This is a genomic window from Streptomyces sp. NPDC041784, from assembly GCF_055591025.1.
In genome coordinates this window covers 109,917-129,167 of record NZ_JBVJAB010000011.1, presented here as the reverse complement: position 1 = coordinate 129,167, position 19,251 = coordinate 109,917, and the positions used below count along the sequence as shown (strand labels likewise).

Genomic DNA, 19,251 nt, shown 5'->3' with positions numbered 1-19,251 from the left:
GGTCATGTCGGACGTGCCTCAGGCGGCGGGCTGCTCCACCTTCGTGGCCGGCTTGCCGTCCACGGCCGCCGCCAGCTGCGGCACCAGCCGCTCGATCTCGTACGGCAGGCTCAGGACCGTACCGAAGGACACGGCGTAGCCGTAGTCGCTGGTCTCGGCGACGTAGACCTCACGGCCCTCGGAGACCACCTTCAGGTCCTTGTACGTGGCGTCCTTGTGCAGCTTGTCGGCGTCCTTGGTGACATCACCGACGATCCACACGATCGTGTTCTGGTCCAGCAGGTCGGTGCGCTCCTTGCTGATGTTCGCGCCGAACTTGTCCCCGATCACCTTGTCCAGGTCCGCGGGCAGCGTGAAACCGAGATCCGTGAGCAGCCGCGAGCGCGGGTCCTGGCTGCCGAAGACGAAGATGCCCTCGTACGGCGTGGCCATCAGGGCGCTCTTCCCCTTGAACTCCGGGTGCTCCGCCACGGCCGCGTCGATCTTCGCCTCGGTCTCCTTGACGGCCGCGGCCGCCTCCGCCGACTTGCCGAGCGCCTTGCCGATCGTCTCGGTCTGCTCCTGCCACGGCACGCCGTAGTCGTTGTACTCCTTCGGCTGCGCGACCACGGGCGCGAACTTCGACAGCGACTCGTACTGCTCCTTGGTGATGCCGCCGTAGACGCTGAGGATCAGGTCCGGCTTGAGCGCGGCGATCTTCTCCACCTGCGGGCCGGTGCCGGTGTCCTTGAGGACGGTCGGGGCCGCCTCCCCGCCCAGCTTGTCGGACGCCCACGGACCGACGGCGCCCTTGTAGCCGCCGATCCACTCGGTGGTGCCGACCGGCACCTTGCCCAGGGCGAGCACCGAGTCCTGGTCGGTGAGTCCGACGGTGACGATCCGCTTCGGCTCGGACTCGATCGTCGTACTGCCGTACTTGTGCGCGATGGTGACCGGGAACGCGGACGTTCCGGAGGACGAGGCCTTCGAGCCGGCGTTGGAGGAGCCGGTGTCCGAGTCGTCCCCGCCGCAGGCGGCGGCCGTGGTGAGGATGACGAGTGCGGAGGCCAGGGCGGCGGCCGTCCGTGACGCTCTGCGGAAGCGGGGCATCGGTGGTCCTTCGGTAGGTTCCTGTGGTGCGGGGCGGTGGGTGTGGGGGAGGTGTGGGGCTCTCTCGGCGTGGGGCTGCTCGTCGCGGGGCTGTCTCGTCGTAGGGCTAGGCGGCGCCGGGGGAGCGGGTGTCGGACCACGCGTCCCACAGGGCCGCGTACGGCCCCCGGGCGGCTCGCAGTTCGTCGTGCGTGCCGGTCTCGACGACCCGGCCCGCGTCCATCACGACGATCCGGTCGGCGGTCGCGGCCTGGCTGAGGCGGTGGGCGACGATCAGCGCGGTGCGGCCGTCCACGGCGCGGGCGACGGCCTTCTCCAAGGCGCGGGCGCCGGCGCTGCCGGCCTCGGCGGTGGCCTCGTCCAGGATCACCAGCGGCGGGTCGGCGAGCACCAGCCGGGCGAGGGCGAGCGCCTGGGTCTGCGCGCCGTCCAGCCGGTGGCCGCCGTCGCCGACCACGGTGCGCAGCCCGTCGGGCAGCGCCTCGGCCCAGTCGAGGGCGTCGACCTGCTGGAGCGCGGAGCGCAGTTCGTCGTCGGTGGCGTCGGGACGGGCGAGCCGCAGGTCGTCGGCCAGCGGGCCCGCGAACACATGGGTCTCCTGGGTGAGCAGCGCGATCGTGAGCCCCGCCCCGGCCGGGCCCAGCTCGGCCGGCGGGACACCGCCCACCAGGACCGTGCCCTCGGTCGGCTGCTGGATGCCCGCGACGAGCCGGGCCAGCGTGGTCTTGCCCGCCCCGCTCGCCCCGACCAGCGCCACCCGCTCGCCCGGCCGGATCGTCAGGTCCACACCGTCGAGCACGCGATGACCGGGCCGGTAGGCGTGGCCGATCCCGCGCACGGTGATCTCGGCGTCGCCGGTGGCCGCCGGGCGGGCCGGCGCCGGGGGCGGGGGCAGGTCGGTGACGCCGACGAGCCGGGCCAGGCCGGCCGTCGCCGACTGGGCGTCGTCCAGCAGCACCAGGGCGGCGTTGACGGGCGTGAACAGACTGTGGAAGTACAGGGCCGCCGCGGTCGCCGTACCGATGGACGCCCTGCCGTCGCCGACCAGCCAGCAGCCGGTGGCCAGGACGGCCGCGAGTCCGATGTACTCGGCGATGTGCAGCCGGCTGTAGAAGCCCAGCACGAGCCGGACCCCGCGCATCATCAGCGCCACCAGCGACGCGGACCGCTCGGTGACCCGCTCGGTGTGCTCCCGCTCCAGCCGGAACGCCCGCACGGTGGAACTGCCGCCGACCGTGTCGAGCAACTGCTGCTGCTGGGCGCTGCCCGCCACGCGCTGGCGCGCGTACAGCGGCACGGCGCGGTCCACGTACCAGCGGGCGGTGGCCGCCTGCACGGGGACCGCCAGGAGTGCCGCCAGCAGGAACCGCCAGTCGAGGACGGCCAGCGCGCCCAGGGTGAGGACGATGGTGAGCAGGGACCGGGCCAGTTCGGGCAGGGCGCTGCGCACGGCGTCCGCGATCAGCGACACGTCGGCGGTGACCCGGGCGGTGAGATCCCCGGCGCCGGCCTTCTCGACCCGCTCCAGGGGCAGCCCCAGCGCCCGTTCGACGAACTTCTCCCGCAGCCGGGCCAGCGTCGTCTCGCCGAGCCGGGAGATCAGCGACAGCCCGAGCCCGGTCGTGACGCCCTGCGCGACGGCGACGGCCACCAGCAGCACGGCCGTGGTGGTGATGGCGTCCGCGGCCGCGGAGCCGCGGTCGGCGGCCAGGTCGACGATCCGGCCCAGCAGCGGCTGCACGAGCAGTCCGACGGCGGTGGACGCGACCATCACCGCCAACGCGCCCAGCGCCAGGGGCCGTTGCGGGCGCAGCAGCGCGGCGACGGCGGCGCGGGTGCGGGCGGGGGTGGCGACGGGCAGGAGCGTGGAGGTGTGCGTGGACGTGCTCGTGGGTGCGCCGGCGGGTGTGTTCGGGGGCGTGCCGGCGGGCGTGTTCGTGGGGGTGTCGCTCATGAGAGGACCGCCGTCCGGTAGGGGGCGCACTCATGGACGAGCTGCTCGTGACCGCCGCTCGCGGCGAGCCGGCCGCCGTCGAGGAGGACGACCCGGTCCGTGACGCCGAGGAGCGCGGGGCTGTTGGTGACCAGCACGGTGGTGCGGCCGGTGCGGATCTCCCTGATCCCGGCGGCGATCCGGACCTCCGTGACGGCGTCGACGGCGGTCGTGGGCTCGTGCAGGACGAGGACCGGCGCGTCGGTGGCGAGCGCACGGGCCAGCGCCACCCGCTGCCGCTGTCCGCCCGAGAGCGAGTGCCCCCGCGCGGTGACGGCCGTGTCGGGCCCGTCGGGCAGGGTGCGCACGACCTCGTCCGTCGCGGACGCGGTGAGGACGGCGGAGACGCGCGAGCCGTCCGTGCCGCCGGGCACGACCGGCGCCGCCGCGGTGACGTTCTCGAGCAGAGTCCCCTCGAACAGGTCCGCGTCGTGCTCGGCGACGAGGAGCGCGGCCCGCAGCTCGGTCAGGTCCAGCGCGGTGAGTTCCGTGCCGTCCAGCTCGACGGCCCCGGCGTCCGGGTCCGCGCGGCGGCCGAGGCAGCGCAGCAGCGCCGAGGCGTCGGCGGGGTCGGTGGTGACGACGCCGACCGTCTCACCGGCGGCGATGTCGAGTTCCAGGGCGCGCAGCGGGCCGTACGACAGTCCGCGCAGCCCCAGCGGCAGACCCGGCCGGTCGTCGGTGCCCGCCGATACGGCCGCCCGCGCGGACGCCGCTACGGGGGACACCGCGCGCTCCGCGTCGAGCACGCCCGCGATCCGGCCGGCGGAGGCGCGGCCCTGGGCCAGCTCGGCGTTGACCCAGGAGAACTCGGAGAGCGGGCCGATGAGGAAGAGGGCGAGCGCGACGGACGACACGAGCTCACCGATGCCGATGTCGCCACTGGCCGCGAGCCGTCCGCCCACCAGGGCGACCAGGGCCAGGAACGCGCCGGTGAGGATGGTCACCACCGCGTTCTGCCAGGCCTCGGCCCGGGCCGCGCGCAGCGTGGCGGTGAGGGACTCCTGGCTGATGCGCCGGTAGCGGGAGACGGCCGTCGGTTCGATGCCGATGCCCTTGAGCACCCGCAGCCCCGCTACGAGGTCCGCCGCCACGCCCGAGGCCCGCGCGGCCTGCTCCTGCTCGGTCTCGCTGCGCGCCTCCAGGGGCTTGCTCAGCAGATGGCCGAGCCACAGCAGCAGCGGGGTGCCCACCAGGACGAGCAGGCCGAGGGACAGCGACACGCGCAGCAGCACGACCGCGCAGACCACCAGGCCGGTCGCCGACGCGATGCCGACGATCAGCGCCATCATCACGGCGCCGACCCTCTTGGCGTCCTCCGTCGCGATGTTCGCCAGCTCGCCGGGCAACCGGCCTTCCTCCGCGCCGCCTTCGGGGGCGAGGACGCGGCCGATCACCTCGGCCCTGAGCCGGTGCGCGGTGGTCAGGGCGGCGCGTTCACCCGCGCGGGCACTGACCCGGAAGCTGAAGGAGAGGCCGACGTAGACCGCGGCCAGGATCGCCAGCCACAGCAGGAGTCCGGATACGTCGCCGTCCACGACCCCCTCGTCGATGGCCAGACCGATGAGCACCGGCACGAGGGCCTCGCCCGTCTGGTGTCCCATGCCCAGTACGGCGCCGAGCGCCAGATCGCGGCGCTGCTCGCGCACGGCACGCCGCAGGACCTTCCGGCCGGGCGGGTCCGCCTTGCTCACGTTTCCCTCCGGACCTATGGCTCACTGCACTTGAAGAGCCTACCCACAAACTTAGGTAAGGCTAACTTCTATCGCATCGCCGTGCCAGGAGCCGAGGCGAGAACATGTGATCGAGGGTCACGATGTGGTTGCAGGGGGCCGGTTGGGCCGTGGGGGCGGGCGGACGAGCCGTGAAGGACGCGGTGTCCTCGTTCTCCACCTCGCCGAATCGTCGGAGACCGGCGCCGCGTTGTGCCCGACGACCGCGCCCAGCGGCAGCGGGCGCTTGGCGATCTGCGTCGACAGGGAGGCACCGGAGACCGTGGCGATGGGCCCGGCGAGGTACTCGGCGGCATCGATGATGTGCGAGCCGATGTCCCCGAGCGCACCCGAACCCGGGCCGCCCTTGAACCGCCAGCTCAGCGGCCCGTTCGGGTCGGTGGCGTAGTCGCACCAGTAACGGCCGCTGAACAGCGAGAGATCGCCCAGCTCGCCGCGCCGCACATGCTCGCGGATCGCGGCGATGCCGGGGGACCGGCGGAAGGTGTACCCGACGGCGGTCGCGACCTCGGCGGAACGCTCCAACTCGGCCATCGCGCGGGCGTCTTCGAGCGACCCGGCAAGCGGCTTCTCACACAGCACGTGCTTGCCCGCGGCGACCAGCGCCTCGGCGATCGGCCGGTGCAGCGCGTTGCCGACGACGATGCTGACGGCGTCGATCGTCGGTCCTCCACGACGGCCTCCCAGCTCGGGAGCGCCTTCTCGAAGCCGTAGCGGCGGGCGGCGTCCTCGCCCAGCGCGAGGTTGGCATCGGCGATCGCGGCCAGCCGGACCGGCGGCAGCCCGGCCCCGAACACCGTGTTGACGTTGCGGTATCCGGCGGCGTGGCTGCGGCCGGCCATCCCGGCGCCGATCACCGCGACGGAAAGGGGCTTGGCGGATGTGGTCATGGGGGTGTCCTTCGAAAGGTCCCTGGGACGGGAAGGTCAGCTGGAGGTGGGGAAGTCGAAGCCGGCGGTGGTCTGCTGGGCGGGCTCGGGCCGCCTGCCCGGCCTGCGCCGGACTCGGCTCCCGCACGGAGGTCGACCCCTTGCCGTCGACCCGGACGACACCGGTCCCTCGCCGACGGCGCCGTCGCGCCACCGTCACGCCGTGGACGAACACCGGCGGCGCCGACTCCTTCACCCGCCTGCTCGAAGCCCTGGCCGTCGAGGCCGGCTTCAGCACCGCCACGCCCTGGCGCGAACTGCCCGCCGGCGTCCGGGAGGCGGTGCCGCACGGCACCGAGGCTCTCTCCGGCGGCGAGGCCCAGCGCGTCAAGCTCGCCGCCGGACTCCGACGCCGTACTCGGGGCCGTAGGCTCTACATCCTCGACGAGTCCACCACCGGTCCGCACGTCGCCGACGTGGAAAGGCTGCTGACGGTGTTGCGGCGGCTGGTCGACGGCGGGAACACGGTCGTCGTCATCGAGCACCACCTCGATGGCGTCAAGGCCGCCGACCGGCTGATCGACATGGGCCCGGAGGGCGGCCACCAGGGCGGACAGGTGATCGCCCAGGGCATGCCGGAACAGATCGCGGCCCATCCGGGATCGCACACCGGGCGGTTCCTGAACGCATTGCGGACGGAGGCCACATGAGCGTGATCGAGACAGAGCCCACGGCGGCGGAGGCGCTGCCGCCCTACGACGACGACACCGACGGCCCGCAGCCGCAACTGACGGCGCTGGGCGCCACCACCGACCCCGTCAAGGACTATCTGCGCCTCATCGCCCGGGTCCGGCTGCTCACCGCGGCACAGGAGGTGGACCTCGCCCGGCGCATCGAGGCCGGTCTCTACGCCGAGCGGCTGCTGGCGGAAGGACAGGTCCGGTACCGCCGGGAGGAGCTGGCCGCCCTGGCCGAGGACGGCCTGCGGGCGAAGGCGCACCTCACCGAGGCCAACCTGCGTCTGGTCGTCTCCGTGGCCAAGCGCTTCACCGGCCGGGGACTGGACTTCCTGGACCTCGTCCAGGAGGGCAACTCCGGTCTGATCCGGGCGGTGGAGAAGTTCGACTACGCCAAGGGCTTCAAGTTCTCCACCTACGCGACCTGGTGGATCAAACAGGCCGTCACCCGCGCCCTCGCCGATCAGGGCCGTACCATCCGGATCCCGGTCCACACCGTGGAGGTCATCAACCGGGTGGCACGGGCCCGGCGGGAGCTGATGGTGGAGATGGGCACCCTGCCGACGCCCGAGGAGATCGCCGCGAAGGCCGAGATCCCCGTGGAGCGGCTCGCCGAACTCGACGCCTACACCAAGGAACCCGTCTCCCTGCACGCCACCCTGAGCGAGGAGGGCGACGGCGAGTTCGGCGACCTCATCGAGGACACCGACACGCCCGCCCCCTGGGAGGCCGTCACCCACGTCCTCCTCCAGGAGACCATCCGGGGCCTGCTGACCGGGATGACCGCCCGCGAGGCCGGGATCATCTCCCTGCGCTACGGACTCACCGACGGCCGCCCCCGGACCTTGGAGGAGATCGGCCACGTCTACGGCGTGACCCGCGAACGCATCCGTCAGATCGAGGCCAAGACGATGACCAAGCTCCGCCACCCGTCCCGCTCCCAGGTGCTGCGGGACTACCTCGGCGACTTCTGAGATCAGGACGCGGCCAGCGGAACGGTGTCCAGAATGGCGGCGGCCATCCGGCGGGCCGGTGCCTCGGTCTCGGCGGCGACGCGGTGGAAGATCTCCTCCGCTCGCCGGGCCGGCCAGTCGGGCGGGAGATGCTGCCCGGGGAGCCGGGGGTCGGTGCGGATGATCCCCAGCCATTCGCAGACCAGCCGGAGCCGGGTCGCGATGGCGTCGTCGGCGACCGGGTCCGCGGGGGCTGTCCAGCGCGCGGTGAAGTCGGTGTAGCGGGCGGCCAGGGAGTCCAGGTCCCAGGTGTCCCGGACCATGAGAACGATGTCGGTCGCGTCGTCGGCGCGCGCGTGGAACACCTTCACGTACGCGGAGAGGTCCAGCTCGTCGATCACCCCGGAGACGTCCACCCGGCCGGGCGCGATCCACAGGCCGTTGTAGAGCGGGCCGAAGCCGGCCCAGGTGAGGCGGGAGCGCAGGTCGTGGCGCTGGCGCTGCCAGGACTCGGGGAGGGAGAAGCCGAGGAGGGTCCAGGTGCCGTCCCAGTCGTCGTTGACGGCGCTGGTCTCCCAGATCCGGCGCCGGCCGTCGTGGAGGATCTGGGTGGCGAGCGGGGTCAGCCCGAAGTACATCCGGCGCCCCTGGCGTTGGCGCAGCAGCAGACCGCGTTTGACCATCCGGGTGAGCGTGGAGCGCACGGCCTGCTCGCCGACACCGGTCCGGGCGAGGACGTCGATGACGCTGCCCGAGTAGACACAGAGCGGGCCCTCGTCCAGGGCGTGGTTGCCGAAGAAGGTGAGCAGGAGTGACTGCGGGCGCGCCGCCGCACTCCCCGGGCGCTCCGGGGAGTCCGGCGGGTCCAGGAGATCCCGCGGATGCTCGGCGTTCACGTTCACCCGAGCAAGACTACGGTCGCCGGACACACGATGAGCAGGTGGTACGGCCTCACTCGCGGAACCCGTCGTGCCGGTGGGACAGGTCGAAGGGGCGGAGGTAGGGGGCGGGGGCGTACGGGACGAAGCGCGCGGCGGAGGCGGGATCGGCCTCGGTCGCCCGCGCGTTGAGGTCGGCGGGGGCGCTGTCCGACCACCGGCCCCCGGTGATGCGGTCCTCGACGGTGTGCAGGGCGGCGATCTGTTCGCCGGGGCTGAAGGTGCAGTGCCCGGCGTTGTCGACGAACCGCTGCCGCAGCAGGGACCCCGAGCCCGCGGCGTCCGCGGCCCGCCGGTAGGCGCTCTCGGCCTGGACCGGGATCAGGGCGTCCCCGGTGGTGTGGAGGGTGAGCTGGGGTTTGGTGAGGCGACCGGTGAAGGAACTGGTCCGGCTCATCCAGGCCACGGCGTCTGGGTCCGCGGCGATCCTCGGCGCCTTGTTGAGGGCGGTGAGGTCGGACCCGAGGGACAGGCCGGCCTTCGCGTACAGCTCGGCGACCTCCTTGCGGTACGGGGAGTGGCCGAGCAGGGCGCGGTAGTCGACCCCGGTGTTCCAGGCCATGCTGCCGCCCGCCCGGCTCTCGGCCTCCTGCCGCCAGGAGAACGCCGGGAACCGTACGAGTCCGACGAGGGCCTGGTACTGGCCCGCCTGCTGAGCGTCCCAGTCGGCGGGGGCCGGCCGGGGCTGCGCGGGGTCGTTCCAGCCGGGGATGTCGTGCAGGGCCGCGGCCAGCGCGATCCGGGCCCGCCCCGCCGCCGTCTCCTGCGCGTCGGCGAGGGCTCCGGTCATGGCTGTGGCCTGTTCCGCGGCGACGGCCGGGCTCTGAAGGCGGGTGAGCCGGATGCCGGAGTCGGGGGCGAGCAGGGTCTTCAGGGCGAACACCGGGTCCAGGGTGCTGTTCCAGTTGGCGACGCCGCCCTGGACCAGCCCGCACAGGGAGAGCGAACCGGCGATGCGCGAGGCGTGACGTTCGGCGATCGCCGTGGTGACCAGACCGCCGTAGGAGGTGCCCCAGGCGATGGTCCGCCGGGCCTGCCCGAAGCGGGACGTGAACGCGTCCAGGGTGGCGAGCTGGTCGGGGACGGCGTCGGTCACCGCCCAGCCGGTGGTGGCGTACGAGGAGCCGATCAGTGCGTAGCCCCGGTCCAGCAGCAGCCTCTTGGTGGTGTCGTCCGGGGCGTTGCGCGCCGGGTTCGGCGCGCCGGTCGGGGTGTAGCCGTGGCTGTACAGCAGGACCGTGCCGTTGAACTCGGCAGGCATGTCCATGAGGTACGCGGCGCCCGACGGCAGCCGGCCCTCGACGTGGGCGGCTTCCGCGGCCTGAGCGGTGGACGGGGCGAGGGGAGCGGCGAGCAGCAGTGCCGTGAGGGCCGTGAGCGTGCGGGTGCGGATGCGCTGGTTCACGGGGGCGGAACTCCTCGTCGTGGGGGTGGTGGTGCGGGGAAGGGGGGGCGGCGAATTCCTTCGGTCGGGGGGACTGACACGGCGAAGGTAGGTGTGTAGATTGCGGGCGTCAAGAATCTGCACAACATCGAAGCTCGGCTCTCACTGCATCCCGTACTCCTCAAGGAGGAGCCCATGCACAGGTGCACACTCGGGCTTGCCCTCGTCGCGGTGACCGTCGCCGGCGTCGCCGGGTGCGGTTCGTCGGACTCCGGAAGTGCCGCCGCGTCGCCCGCGGGTGACGGCGGGACCACGCGGGTCACGGTCGGTGTCGTCCCGATCGTCGACGTGGCGCCGCTCTACCTCGGGCAGCAGAAGGGCTTCTTCGGCAGCCGCGGCATCGACCTGAAGATGGTGACCGCCCAGGGCGGCGCCGCGATCATCCCCGGCGTGGTGAGCGGCCAGTTCCAGTTCGGCTTCAGCAACACCACCTCCCTGATGCTCGCCCAGACCAAGGGGGTGCCCGTCAAGTCCGTGGCCAACGGCGCCGCCTCCAACGGCCAGGTGGGTGCCGACGTCACCGGCGTCCTCGTCAAGAAGGACAGCTCGATCAAGTCGGCCAAGGACCTCGCCGGGCACACCGTGGCCGTCAACACGCTCCAGAACATCGGCGACACGACCGTCCGCGAGTCGGTGCGCCAGGACGGCGGCGACCCCGCCGAGGTCGAGTTCGTCGAGCTCCCCTTCGACCAGATGCCGGCCGCCCTGGACGACGGACGCGTCGACGCCGCCTGGATGGGCGAGCCCGCCCAGACCATCGCCAAGGGCCAGGGCGCGCGGGTGGTGGCCTCGCCGTTCGCCGAGACGGACCCGAAGCTCACCGTCGCCACCTACTTCACCTCGACGAAGATCGCGCAGCAGAACCCCGGCCTGGTGAAGAAGTTCACCGAGGCGATGAACGAGTCGCTGGAGTACGCCTCCGCCCACCCCGACGAGGCACGCCGGATCCTCACCGCCTACACCAGGATCAGCGGTGATGTGCTCAACGAGCTGACGCTGCCCAGCTGGCCCGCCCGGGTCGACACCGCCTCCCTGGAGAAGCTGGCCCGACTCGGCGAGCAGGACGGCATCTTCGGTGACCGGAAGCCGGACATCGGAGCGCTGTTCTCATGACCACCACGTACGTCTCGCGGCCGGTGCGGCCTGCCGCCCGGCGCCGCCCCACGGTCCCGAGCCCCGCCGTACTGCGGGGACTCGCCGGTCTGGCCGGGCTGGTGGCCGTCCTGGAGGTGCTGCCGCGCACCCCGCTCGTCTCCGCCGACTACCTCCCCCCGGCCTCCACGACCGCCCGCGCCTTCGGGGACCTGCTGGGCGAGGCCGCGTTCTGGACCGCGCTCGGCGACACCCTGACCGGCTGGGGGATCGGCCTCGCCCTCTCCGTCGCCGCCGGGGTGGTGGCGGGCGTGGTCATCGGCTCGGTGCCCGTGCTGCGCGCGGCGACCGCCTCCACCATCGAGTTCCTGCGCCCGATCCCCTCCGTGGCGCTGATCCCCGTGGCGGTGCTGCTCTACGGCACCGACCTGCGTTCGAAGCTGCTGCTCGTGGTGTACGCGTCGTTCTGGCAGGTGCTCGTCCAGGTGCTGGCCGGCCTCCAGGACGCCGACCCCGTCGCCCAGGACACCGCCCGCAGCTACCGGCTGGGCACCTGGGGCCGGATCAGGTACGTCCTGTGGCCGACCGCGCTGCCGTACGTCATGACCGGCGTCCGGCTGGCCGCCACCGTGGCGCTCGTCCTCGCGGTCACCGCCGAACTCGTCATCGGCTCACCCGGCCTCGGCCAGGAACTCGCCGTCGCGCAGACGTCCGGAGCCGTGCCCCGGGTGTACGCGCTGGTCCTGACGACCGGCCTGATCGGCGTCGCGGTCAACCTGGCCGCACGGGCGGTCGAGCGCCGTGTCCTGCACTGGCACCAGTCCCAGCGCGCGGAGAGGTAGGCCCGCATGAGCATCCTTAGCGTGGAGAGGGGGTGGCCCGCGTGATCCTCCGCTCCGCCGCCCGGCGGGTCCTGTTCGCCGTGGCCCTGCCCGCCGCCCTGTTCGCCGTGTGGTGGTTCGCCAGCGCCGGCAGCACCGACTTCTACCTGCCCCCGCTCGCCACGATCCTGGCGCGGTTCACCGAGGTCTGGACCCCCGAGCGGATGATGTCCGACGTCGTACCGAGCCTGCTCCGGCTCACGGCCGGCTACCTGCTCGCCACGGTCGTCGGCGTCGCGCTCGGCCTGGCCGTCGGCTCGCACCGGATCCTGCGCGACGTACTGGAACCCGTCCTGGAACTCTTCCGGGCCATCCCGCCCCCGGTCCTGGTCCCCGTCATCATGCTGTTCGCCGGCATCGGCGACACCATGAAGATCATCGTCGTGGCAAGCGGCTGCGTCTGGCCCATCCTGCTCAACACCGTCGAGGGCGTCCGCGCCGTCGACGAGGTCCTGCGCGACACCTGCCGCTCGTACGCCGTCACCGGCCGCTCCCGGCTGTGGCACCTGGTGCTGCGCTCGGCGAGCCCGCAGATCCTCACCGGGATGCGCCAGGCCCTGTCCATCGGCATCATCCTGATGGTCATCAGCGAGATGTTCGCCTCCACCAACGGCCTGGGCTTCACCATCGTGCAGTTCCAGCGCTCGTTCGCCATCCCCGAGATGTGGAGCGGCGTCCTGCTGCTCGGCCTGCTCGGCTTCCTGCTGTCCCTGCTCTTCCGGTTCGCGGAGAACCGGGCCCTGGCCTGGTACCACGGTCTGCGCCGTGCCCAGCGCGACTCCTGACCGACAGGCCCACGGAGGCGTCCATGTCCCTGCTCGACATACGGAACCTGAACAAGACCTACACCGGCCGCAACCGCACCGTCGAGGCGCTGCGGGACATCACCTTCTCCCTCGACGCCGGCGAACTGGTCTGCCTGGTCGGCCCGTCGGGCTGCGGCAAGACCACGCTCCTGAAGTGCATGTCCGGCCTGCTCGACCCCACCGGCGGTGAGGTACGCCTCCAGGGCGGGCCGATCACCGGCCCGCCGCCCGGCATGGCCGTCGTCTTCCAGGAGTACGGCCGCTCCCTGTTCGCCTGGATGACCGTGTACGACAACGTCGCCCTGCCCCTGCGCCGCAAGAAGCTCGGCAAGGCCCGCCGGGCGGAGCTGGTCGAGCACGCCCTGGAGGTCGTCGGACTCGCCGACGCCCACCAGGCCTACCCCTGGCAGCTGTCCGGCGGCATGCAGCAGCGCGTCGCCATCGCCCGCGCCGTCGCGTACGAGCCCCAAGTGCTGCTGATGGACGAGCCGTTCGCCGCCGTCGACGCGCAGACCCGCGCCGACCTGGAGGACCTGGTCCGCCGCCTCTGGCGCGAACTCGGCGTCACCGTCCTGTTCGTGACCCACGACATCGACGAGGCCGTCTACCTCGGCCAGCGCACGATCGTCCTGTCCACGTCACCGACCGTCGTCCAGGAGGACCTGCGCATCGACCTCCCCGACGACCGCGACCAGCTGCACACCCGCTCCAGCCCACGCTTCGCCGAACTGCGCGCGCACGTCTACGAACAGATCCAGCGGGCCAAGCTCGGGGACCCCGGACAGGCGGCCCCCTCGAACCCGGCTCCGGTCGGCTGACGCCTGGTGCGCCGCCGGTCAGCGGGCGTACAGGGCGTCGATCTCCGCCGCGAAGTCCCGCAGGATCCGCTCCCGGCGCAGCTTCATGGTCGGGGTGAGATGGCCCGCCTCCTCGGTGAAGTCCACGGGCAGGATCGTGAAGCGCCGGATCGACTCCGGGCGTGAGACGTAGGAGTTGACGCTGTCGACCGCCCGCTGCAACAGGTTCCGCAGGTCCGGGTCGTCCACCAGCAGGGCGGGCGGCACCGGATGCCTGCCGTTCGACCGTCGCCAGTGGTCGAGGCCCTGGGGATCGAGCGTGAGCAGGGCGCTCACGTAGGGGCGCGCGTCGCCGACGACCATGCACTGCGAGACCAGCGGGTGCGCCCGCAGCCGGTTCTCCGACGGGCCGGGGGCCACACTCTTCCCGCCCTTGGTGATCAGGACCTCCTTCTTGCGGCCCGTGATCGTCAGATAGCCCTCCTCGTCCAGCCGTCCCAGGTCGCCCGTCGCGAGCCAGCCGTCGGCCGCGGCCGGGACGAGACCGTCGACCCGGGGGTCCCAGTAGCCCGGCAGCACATGGTCGCCGGCGAGGAGGATCTCGCCGTCCTCCGCGATCCGGATCCTGGTGCCCGGCAGCGGCCAGCCCACCGTGCCCATACGGGCCTTGAGGGGAGGAGTGATCGTCGCGGCGCCCGTCACCTCGGTCAGGCCGTAGCCCTCGAAGATCTCGATGCCGGCCCCCGCGTAGAAGGCCTCCAGCTCGCGCAGCAGCGGGGAGCCGCCGCAGACGATGTGGGAGATCCCGCCGCCCAGGGCGAGGCGGATGCGCCGGTAGACCGTGGGGTCGTAGAAGGCGCGGGCCGCCCTGAGCGCGGTCGTCGGGCCGTCGCCGGTGCCGAGCCGCCGGCGTTCCTGGGCCTCGCTGAACCGCCGGGCGACTTCGACGCTCCGGTCGAAGGCGGCGAGGCGGCCGCCGCTCTCCGCCCGGGCCCGGGCCACGTGGAACACCTTCTCCAGCATGTACGGGATCGCGAACAGGCTCGTGGGCCGGAAGCCCGCCAGGTCCGCCAGCAGGTCCTCCGACTTCAGGCTCGGCGCGTGCCCCAGCCGTATCCGGGCCCGCACACAGGCCACCGAGACCATCCGGCCGAAGATGTGCGCCATGGGGAGGAAGAGGAGCACGGACGGCTGTGCGCCGGCCCCCGCCCGGAAGACGGGGTGCAGCAGTTCGATCAGATTGTCGATCTGCGCGAAGAAGTTGCCGTGCGTCAGGGCGCACGCCTTGGGCCGCCCGGTCGTGCCGGAGGTGTAGACGATGCTGGCCACGGTGTTCGGGCCCAGCATGCCGCGTCGCACCGCGATGTCGGAGCTGGGCACCCGCGCGTCCGGCCGGGCCAGCCGGTCCACGTCGCCGTTCTCGGTGACCCACACGTGCGCCAGCTCCGGCAGGCGGTCGAGTTCGGGCGCCAGCGCGGCGAACTGCGCCCGGGTCTCCGTCACCAGGGCGACCGCACCGCAGTCCTGAAGGAGGGTGCGGGTCTGATGGGCGGAGGAGGTCGGGTAGACCGGAACCGTCACCAGTCCGGCCGCCCAGGCGGCGAAGTCGAGCAGCGTCCACTCGTACGCCGTACGCGACATCACCGCGACCCGGTCGCCCGCCGCCAGCCCCGCCGCGACCAGGCCCTTCGCCGTCGCCAGCACCTGCTCCGCGAACGCGGCCGCCGTCACGTCGGCCCAACGGCCCGCCTCCGTACGTCTGTTGAGGACGACGTGATCGGGCGCCCGGCGCGCGTTGTCGAACGGCACGTCGGCGAGCGACCCGTACGCGGTGAGCGGCACCAGGGGCGGCACGAACGCCTCCCGGGTGACTCCGTCCAGCCGCCGGAGTTCGGGCTCGACGAGCACCGCCTCCACCTCGTCCAGTTCGACGGAGGACAGCGGAAAGGGTGAGGACACAGGTCGACTCCTAGGGAGCAGCGAGATCTCGGCCTGCTGCGTGAGGTTTCGGCTACGCCGACGGCGGCGGGGTTGAGGTCCCACAGCACTGAAGGGGGACGGCCTTCACGTCGAAGGCGGAGGATCAGCGCCGGGTGAGGACGTGGATCGTACGGTCGGCTCGTGGAAGCGATGTCCCCACACTCTGGCCGAAACCCGGCGGAGCGACGGGGAATTGGCGAGAGCCTCCTGGCAGGGCGCCATGGGGTGATAGGTTGCGCGGCTGTTCGTCCCCGCCGGGTTCCACGACGAACGGGCCGCCGGTGTCCGCCTGCGCCCATAGCACGCCAACAGCCCTGTGCATCAGCCTTGTTGACGAAATGTCAGATGCGTCGACAGGAGAGGTGTCCCTCGTGCCGGCGGGCGATGCCCGAGCCACCGGTGGCCGGAAGAATCGGCCTGGTAGTGACCGGTCTTCTGGAGGGACGATCATGCGAGTCAACCGCCTTGTCGGGGCCCTGTTGGGCGCCACCCTGTTAGCCACCGCGGGGGTGCAGACGGCGACCGCCGACACCGCCGCATCCGCCCGGCCGACCACGAAGACCATGGACCGGGCCGCGCTGCGCGCCACGCTCGACACCCTGCACGACGCGGGCATGTACGGCACGTACTCCGCGGTGCGCGACGGCCGTGCGGCCTGGACCGGCGCGTCCGGCGTCGCCGACGTGGACACCGGGCGCCCGGTCCGGCCGGACATGCGCCACCGGATCGGCAGCATCACCAAGACCTTCACCGCCGTCGCCGTCCTCCAGCAGGTGGAGCGCGGCCGCATCGCCCTCGACGCACCCGTCGGCGACTACCTGCCCGCCCTCGTGCCCGGAGAGCGCGGCCGGACGATCACCGTACGCATGCTCCTCAACCACACCAGCGGCATCGGCGACTACGTGCTCGGCGCCTTTCCCTCACTCGCCCAGAACTCCCCGGCGAGCATCGACGAGGGCCGCTTCCGCTCCCTGCGCCCCGAGGAACTCGTGCGGCTCGGCCTGGCGGCCCCGGAGACCGGCGCGCCCGGCGCCGGCTGGTCGTACTCCAACACCAACTACATCGTCGCCGGGCTGATCCTGCGGAAGGTCACCGGGCAGGACCCCGGCACGTACCTCACCCGGCACGTCGTCGACCGGGCCGGGCTGCGCCACACCACCTACCCGCGCACCCCCTACATCAGCGGCCCGCACTCCCGGATGTACGAGTCGCTCCACGGCCTGATCGACCCGCCCCGCGACTACAGCGTGTACGACATGTCCTGGGGGAGCACCGCGGGCGCGCTGGTCTCCACGACCGAGGACCTGAACCGCTTCTACCGCGCCCTGTTCGAGGGCCGTCTCATCGGCCGGGCCGCCCTCGCCGAGATGCTGCGCACCGTCCGGACCCCCGACGGACTCGAGTACGGGCTCGGGATCTTCGCCCTCGACCTGCCCGACTGCGGACGTTTCTGGGGCCACGACGGCGGGGTCTTCGGCGCCGGCACGATCGCGCTGTCCAGCCGTGACGGCAAGCGGCAGCTCGCCCTGGGCTGGAACCTGACGAAGTACCAGCGGATCAACGACGACGGCACGGTCGAGCCGAGCCCCATCGACGACGCGCTCTACGGCCACCTCGCCCAGGCGCTCTGCCCGGCGACGGCCCAGCCCTCGACGGAGTCCGGCGCCGACGCCCGACGGGCCGCCCCCGACCGGCGGCTGCCCGGCGTCGACCTCGCGCCGGCCCACCGGATCGGCACGGCCCCCTGAGCGCGGGCTGAGCCTCCCGGCCTCTGGGGAACCCTCACACCAGCGTTTCGACGACCATGAAGGCGGCCACCGCCAGGAGCGCGCAGGCGAACACGCGCCGCAGCACCGGCCCGGAGACCTTCGCCGCGAGGCGGTGGCCGTCCCACGCGCCCAGGATCGCCGCCCCCGTGAAGGGCGCCAGGACCGTCCAGTCGAGCCCGTCGGCCGTGCCGCCGCGCATCGCCAGCGCGGCCAGGGAGTTGACCGTGATCACGAGAAGGCTCGTCCCCGCCGCCTCCCGCATCCGCAGTCCGACCGCCCCGGTCAGCGCGGGCACGGCGAGGAACCCGCCACCGACCCCGAGGACACCGGTCGTCGCGCCGAGCCCGGCACCGGCCGCGAGCGCAACGCCGGGCCGTGGCGGCCGTACGTCCTCCTCGGCCGTGCCCGGGGCCAGCATGCGGAGCGCGGCGGCCGTCGCGATCACCGCGAACGCGCCGGTCAGGACGGGGTCCGGGAGCCGCGCCGCGACGGCGGCGCCCGCCAGGGCGGGCGGGACGCCGGCCGCCGCGAACAGCAGCCCCGTGCGCCAGCGGACCAGACCGTCGCGTGCGCGCAGGGAGAGCGCGGTGGCCGAGGTGACGGTCACGATGACCAGACTGGCGGTACCGGCCGCGGCCGGGGGAACGCCCAGCGGACCGACGAGGGCGGGGACCGCGAGGATGCCGCCACCACCCCCGAGGGCCCCCAACGCCAGCCCCACGACGGCTCCCGCGACCAGGGCGAGGACCAACGCGTTCACGTGACCGTGCGATGGTCGGCGTACCGGTTCACCACGGCCGGTCCGGTCGGAACGTGTCGTCCACGGCGACGACGTCGCGGCCCGCGGCGTCCAGCAGCGAGGCGGCGACGGCCGCCCGCATACCGGCCGCGCAGTGCACCCACACCTGGCCCTCCGGGATGCCGTCGAGCCGTCGGTGCAGGGTGTGCAGGGGGAGGTGCACCGAGCCGGGGACGGAGCCGCCCGCCCGCTCGGCGGTCCGCCGGACGTCGAGGACGATGACGTCCTCGCGCGGGTGGAGCCGGGCCAGGTCGTCGAAGGTGGCCCGGGGGAAGGAGGCCGGCGCCTCGCCCGCGCGGAGCCACGCCGTCGGGCCGCCGGTCGCCGCGGCCGCCGGCCGGTCGATGCCGACCCGCACCAACTCGCGCTGGGCCGCCGCCAGTTGGTCGGCCGACTCACCGAGGAGCGTCACCGGCCTGCCCCAGGGGATCAGCCAGGCCAGGTAGGTGGCGAGCTGCCCGTCCGCCTCGAAGTTGAACGAGCCCGCGACATGCCCCGCCGCGAACGCGACGCGATGGCGCAGATCGACCACCCATTCCCCCGCGGCCAGCCGGGCGGCGATCTCCTCGGCGTCGGCCGACACCGGCGGGGTCAGGTCGACCGGAGCGGGCCCGGCGGCGTTGGCCGGGCCCATGTGCGTGTAGTACGCGGGCACGTCGTCCAGGCCCGCCAGCAGCTCGGCGACGAACGTGTCCACATCGCGGATCAGCGCCTCGTTGGACGACTTCTCCGCGCCGATCGTGGTGGCACCGCCCGTCGCCGGGGCGGCGGAACAGAAGCTGCCGAACCCGTGGGTGGGCAGCACGGCGGTGGCGTCGGGGAGCGCGGCGGCCAGCCGGTGCGCGGAGGCGTGCTGCGCGCGGGCGAGGTGCTCGGTGAGCCGCGGCTCGACCAGGTCGGGGCGCCCCACCGTGCCGATCAGCAGGGAGCCGCCGGTGAACACCACGACCGGCACCCCGTGTTCCTCCAGCACGTAGGCGGTGTGGTGCGGGGTGTGGCCGGGGGTGGTGAGCGCCCGCAGGACCAGGCCGGCCGCCGCGTCGACGACGGTGACGTCCCCGTCATGCACGGCCGTCCGCGCGAAGGCCACCCGCGCCCCGGCCGGGACCAGGTACGCCGCGCCGGTCACGCGGGCCAGGTCCAGCCCCCCGGAGACGTAGTCGTTGTGGAGGTGTGTCTCCACGACGTGGGAGATCCGTACCCCGGACCGGGCCGCCGCCGCGATCACGCGGTCGATGTCACGCGGCGGGTCGACGGCGACCGCCGTCCGTCCGCCTCCCGCCAGGTATCCGCGGTTGCCGAGACCCGGCACCTCGACGGTGTCGACGAAGAACACGCTGCGTACTCCTTCTCGCGGGGAAGAGCCGTGCC

At 73.0% G+C, this 19,251-nt stretch carries 15 protein-coding genes and 3 pseudogenes; 8 read left to right on the top strand and 10 right to left on the bottom strand.

The features are described 5' to 3' along the window. Positions 1-18 precede the first annotated feature (18 nt). The 5 genes and pseudogenes from ACZ6D7_RS24530 to ACZ6D7_RS24510 all read right to left on the bottom strand — a co-directional run. Positions 19-1,089 (bottom strand): iron-siderophore ABC transporter substrate-binding protein, encoded by a 1,071-nt coding sequence (locus ACZ6D7_RS24530; RefSeq protein WP_469494449.1) that lies wholly within the window; start codon positions 1,087-1,089, stop codon positions 19-21. Positions 1,090-1,195: 106 nt separating this feature from the next. Continuing rightward, positions 1,196-3,043 carry an ABC transporter ATP-binding protein gene (locus tag ACZ6D7_RS24525; protein ID WP_469494447.1) on the bottom strand — a complete coding sequence of 616 codons (1,848 nt, stop codon included), beginning with the start codon at positions 3,041-3,043 and terminating at the stop codon, positions 1,196-1,198. Then, a complete protein-coding gene (locus ACZ6D7_RS24520) occupies positions 3,040-4,776 on the bottom strand; it encodes an ABC transporter ATP-binding protein (RefSeq protein WP_469494444.1) in 1,737 nt (578 codons plus the stop codon). Before ACZ6D7_RS24520 ends, ACZ6D7_RS24525 begins: the two co-directional genes overlap by 4 nt. Positions 4,777-4,893: 117 nt before the next feature. Next, on the bottom strand, positions 4,894-5,349 hold the full coding sequence (locus ACZ6D7_RS24515) for a Gfo/Idh/MocA family protein (RefSeq protein WP_469494811.1): 456 nt from the start codon (positions 5,347-5,349) through the stop codon (positions 4,894-4,896). A 12-nt stretch (positions 5,350-5,361) separates the two neighbouring features. Beyond that, positions 5,362-5,430 (bottom strand): annotated as a pseudogene (locus tag ACZ6D7_RS24510) (Gfo/Idh/MocA family oxidoreductase); the annotation flags it as partial. A 265-nt stretch (positions 5,431-5,695) separates the two neighbouring features. Here ACZ6D7_RS24510 and ACZ6D7_RS24505 point away from each other — a divergent pair. From ACZ6D7_RS24505 to ACZ6D7_RS24495, 3 genes and pseudogenes are all read left to right on the top strand, one after another. After that, positions 5,696-6,031 (top strand): annotated as a pseudogene (locus ACZ6D7_RS24505) (hypothetical protein); the annotation flags it as partial. A 15-nt stretch (positions 6,032-6,046) separates the two neighbouring features. Further along, positions 6,047-6,394, top strand: a pseudogene (locus ACZ6D7_RS24500) (excinuclease ABC subunit UvrA); the annotation flags it as partial. Further along, on the top strand, positions 6,391-7,395 hold the full coding sequence (locus ACZ6D7_RS24495) for an RNA polymerase sigma factor (RefSeq protein WP_469494442.1): 1,005 nt from the start codon (positions 6,391-6,393) through the stop codon (positions 7,393-7,395). The pseudogene ACZ6D7_RS24500 and the gene ACZ6D7_RS24495, both read left to right, overlap by 4 nt. A 2-nt stretch (positions 7,396-7,397) precedes the next feature. On the opposite strand, the gene ACZ6D7_RS24490 is transcribed toward ACZ6D7_RS24495, so the two are convergent. Together ACZ6D7_RS24490 and ACZ6D7_RS24485 are read right to left on the bottom strand one after the other, a co-directional pair. After that, positions 7,398-8,276 (bottom strand): PaaX family transcriptional regulator, encoded by an 879-nt coding sequence (locus ACZ6D7_RS24490; protein WP_469494439.1) that lies wholly within the window; start codon positions 8,274-8,276, stop codon positions 7,398-7,400. Between the two features lie 49 nt (positions 8,277-8,325). Continuing rightward, positions 8,326-9,717: an alpha/beta hydrolase family protein gene (locus tag ACZ6D7_RS24485; protein WP_469494436.1), complete on the bottom strand. Its 1,392-nt coding sequence runs from the start codon at positions 9,715-9,717 to the stop codon at positions 8,326-8,328. A gap of 174 nt (positions 9,718-9,891) precedes the next feature. On the opposite strand from ACZ6D7_RS24485, the gene ACZ6D7_RS24480 reads away from it, so the two are divergent. Genes ACZ6D7_RS24480 through ACZ6D7_RS24465 form a run of 4 tightly spaced genes read left to right on the top strand, consistent with a single transcriptional unit; the run spans position 9,892 to position 13,353 of the window. Beyond that, entirely contained in the window at positions 9,892-10,869 is a 978-nt protein-coding gene (locus tag ACZ6D7_RS24480) for an ABC transporter substrate-binding protein (protein WP_469494434.1), read from the top strand. Beyond that, positions 10,866-11,690, top strand: a complete 825-nt coding sequence (locus tag ACZ6D7_RS24475) for an ABC transporter permease (protein ID WP_469494431.1) — start codon at positions 10,866-10,868, stop codon at positions 11,688-11,690. The genes ACZ6D7_RS24480 and ACZ6D7_RS24475 overlap by 4 nt, the downstream gene beginning before the upstream one ends. A gap of 32 nt (positions 11,691-11,722) precedes the next feature. Beyond that, entirely contained in the window at positions 11,723-12,514 is a 792-nt protein-coding gene (locus tag ACZ6D7_RS24470) for an ABC transporter permease (protein ID WP_469494428.1), read from the top strand. Positions 12,515-12,537: 23 nt separating this feature from the next. Beyond that, the gene (locus ACZ6D7_RS24465; RefSeq protein ID WP_469494425.1) at positions 12,538-13,353 is read left to right on the top strand and encodes an ABC transporter ATP-binding protein; all 816 of its coding nucleotides are present in this window, start codon (positions 12,538-12,540) and stop codon (positions 13,351-13,353) included. 18 nt (positions 13,354-13,371) lie between these two features. Here ACZ6D7_RS24465 and ACZ6D7_RS24460 read toward each other — a convergent pair whose 3' ends face one another. Then, positions 13,372-15,291, bottom strand: a complete 1,920-nt coding sequence (locus ACZ6D7_RS24460) for an AMP-dependent synthetase/ligase (RefSeq protein ID WP_469494422.1) — start codon at positions 15,289-15,291, stop codon at positions 13,372-13,374. A 470-nt stretch (positions 15,292-15,761) separates the two neighbouring features. Here ACZ6D7_RS24460 and ACZ6D7_RS24455 point away from each other — a divergent pair, with 470 nt between their 5' ends. Then, on the top strand, positions 15,762-17,060 hold the full coding sequence (locus ACZ6D7_RS24455; protein ID WP_469494420.1) for a serine hydrolase domain-containing protein: 1,299 nt from the start codon (positions 15,762-15,764) through the stop codon (positions 17,058-17,060). Positions 17,061-17,094: 34 nt separating this feature from the next. Here the strand turns inward: ACZ6D7_RS24455 and ACZ6D7_RS24450 are convergent, their stop codons facing one another. Both ACZ6D7_RS24450 and ACZ6D7_RS24445 read right to left on the bottom strand, forming a co-directional pair. Next, the gene (locus tag ACZ6D7_RS24450; RefSeq protein WP_469494417.1) at positions 17,095-17,841 is read right to left on the bottom strand and encodes a sulfite exporter TauE/SafE family protein; all 747 of its coding nucleotides are present in this window, start codon (positions 17,839-17,841) and stop codon (positions 17,095-17,097) included. 28 nt (positions 17,842-17,869) lie between these two features. Continuing rightward, positions 17,870-19,216, bottom strand: coding sequence for a rhodanese-like domain-containing protein (locus tag ACZ6D7_RS24445; protein ID WP_469494414.1), 1,347 nt, complete (start codon positions 19,214-19,216; stop codon positions 17,870-17,872). Positions 19,217-19,251: the final 35 nt, after the last annotated feature.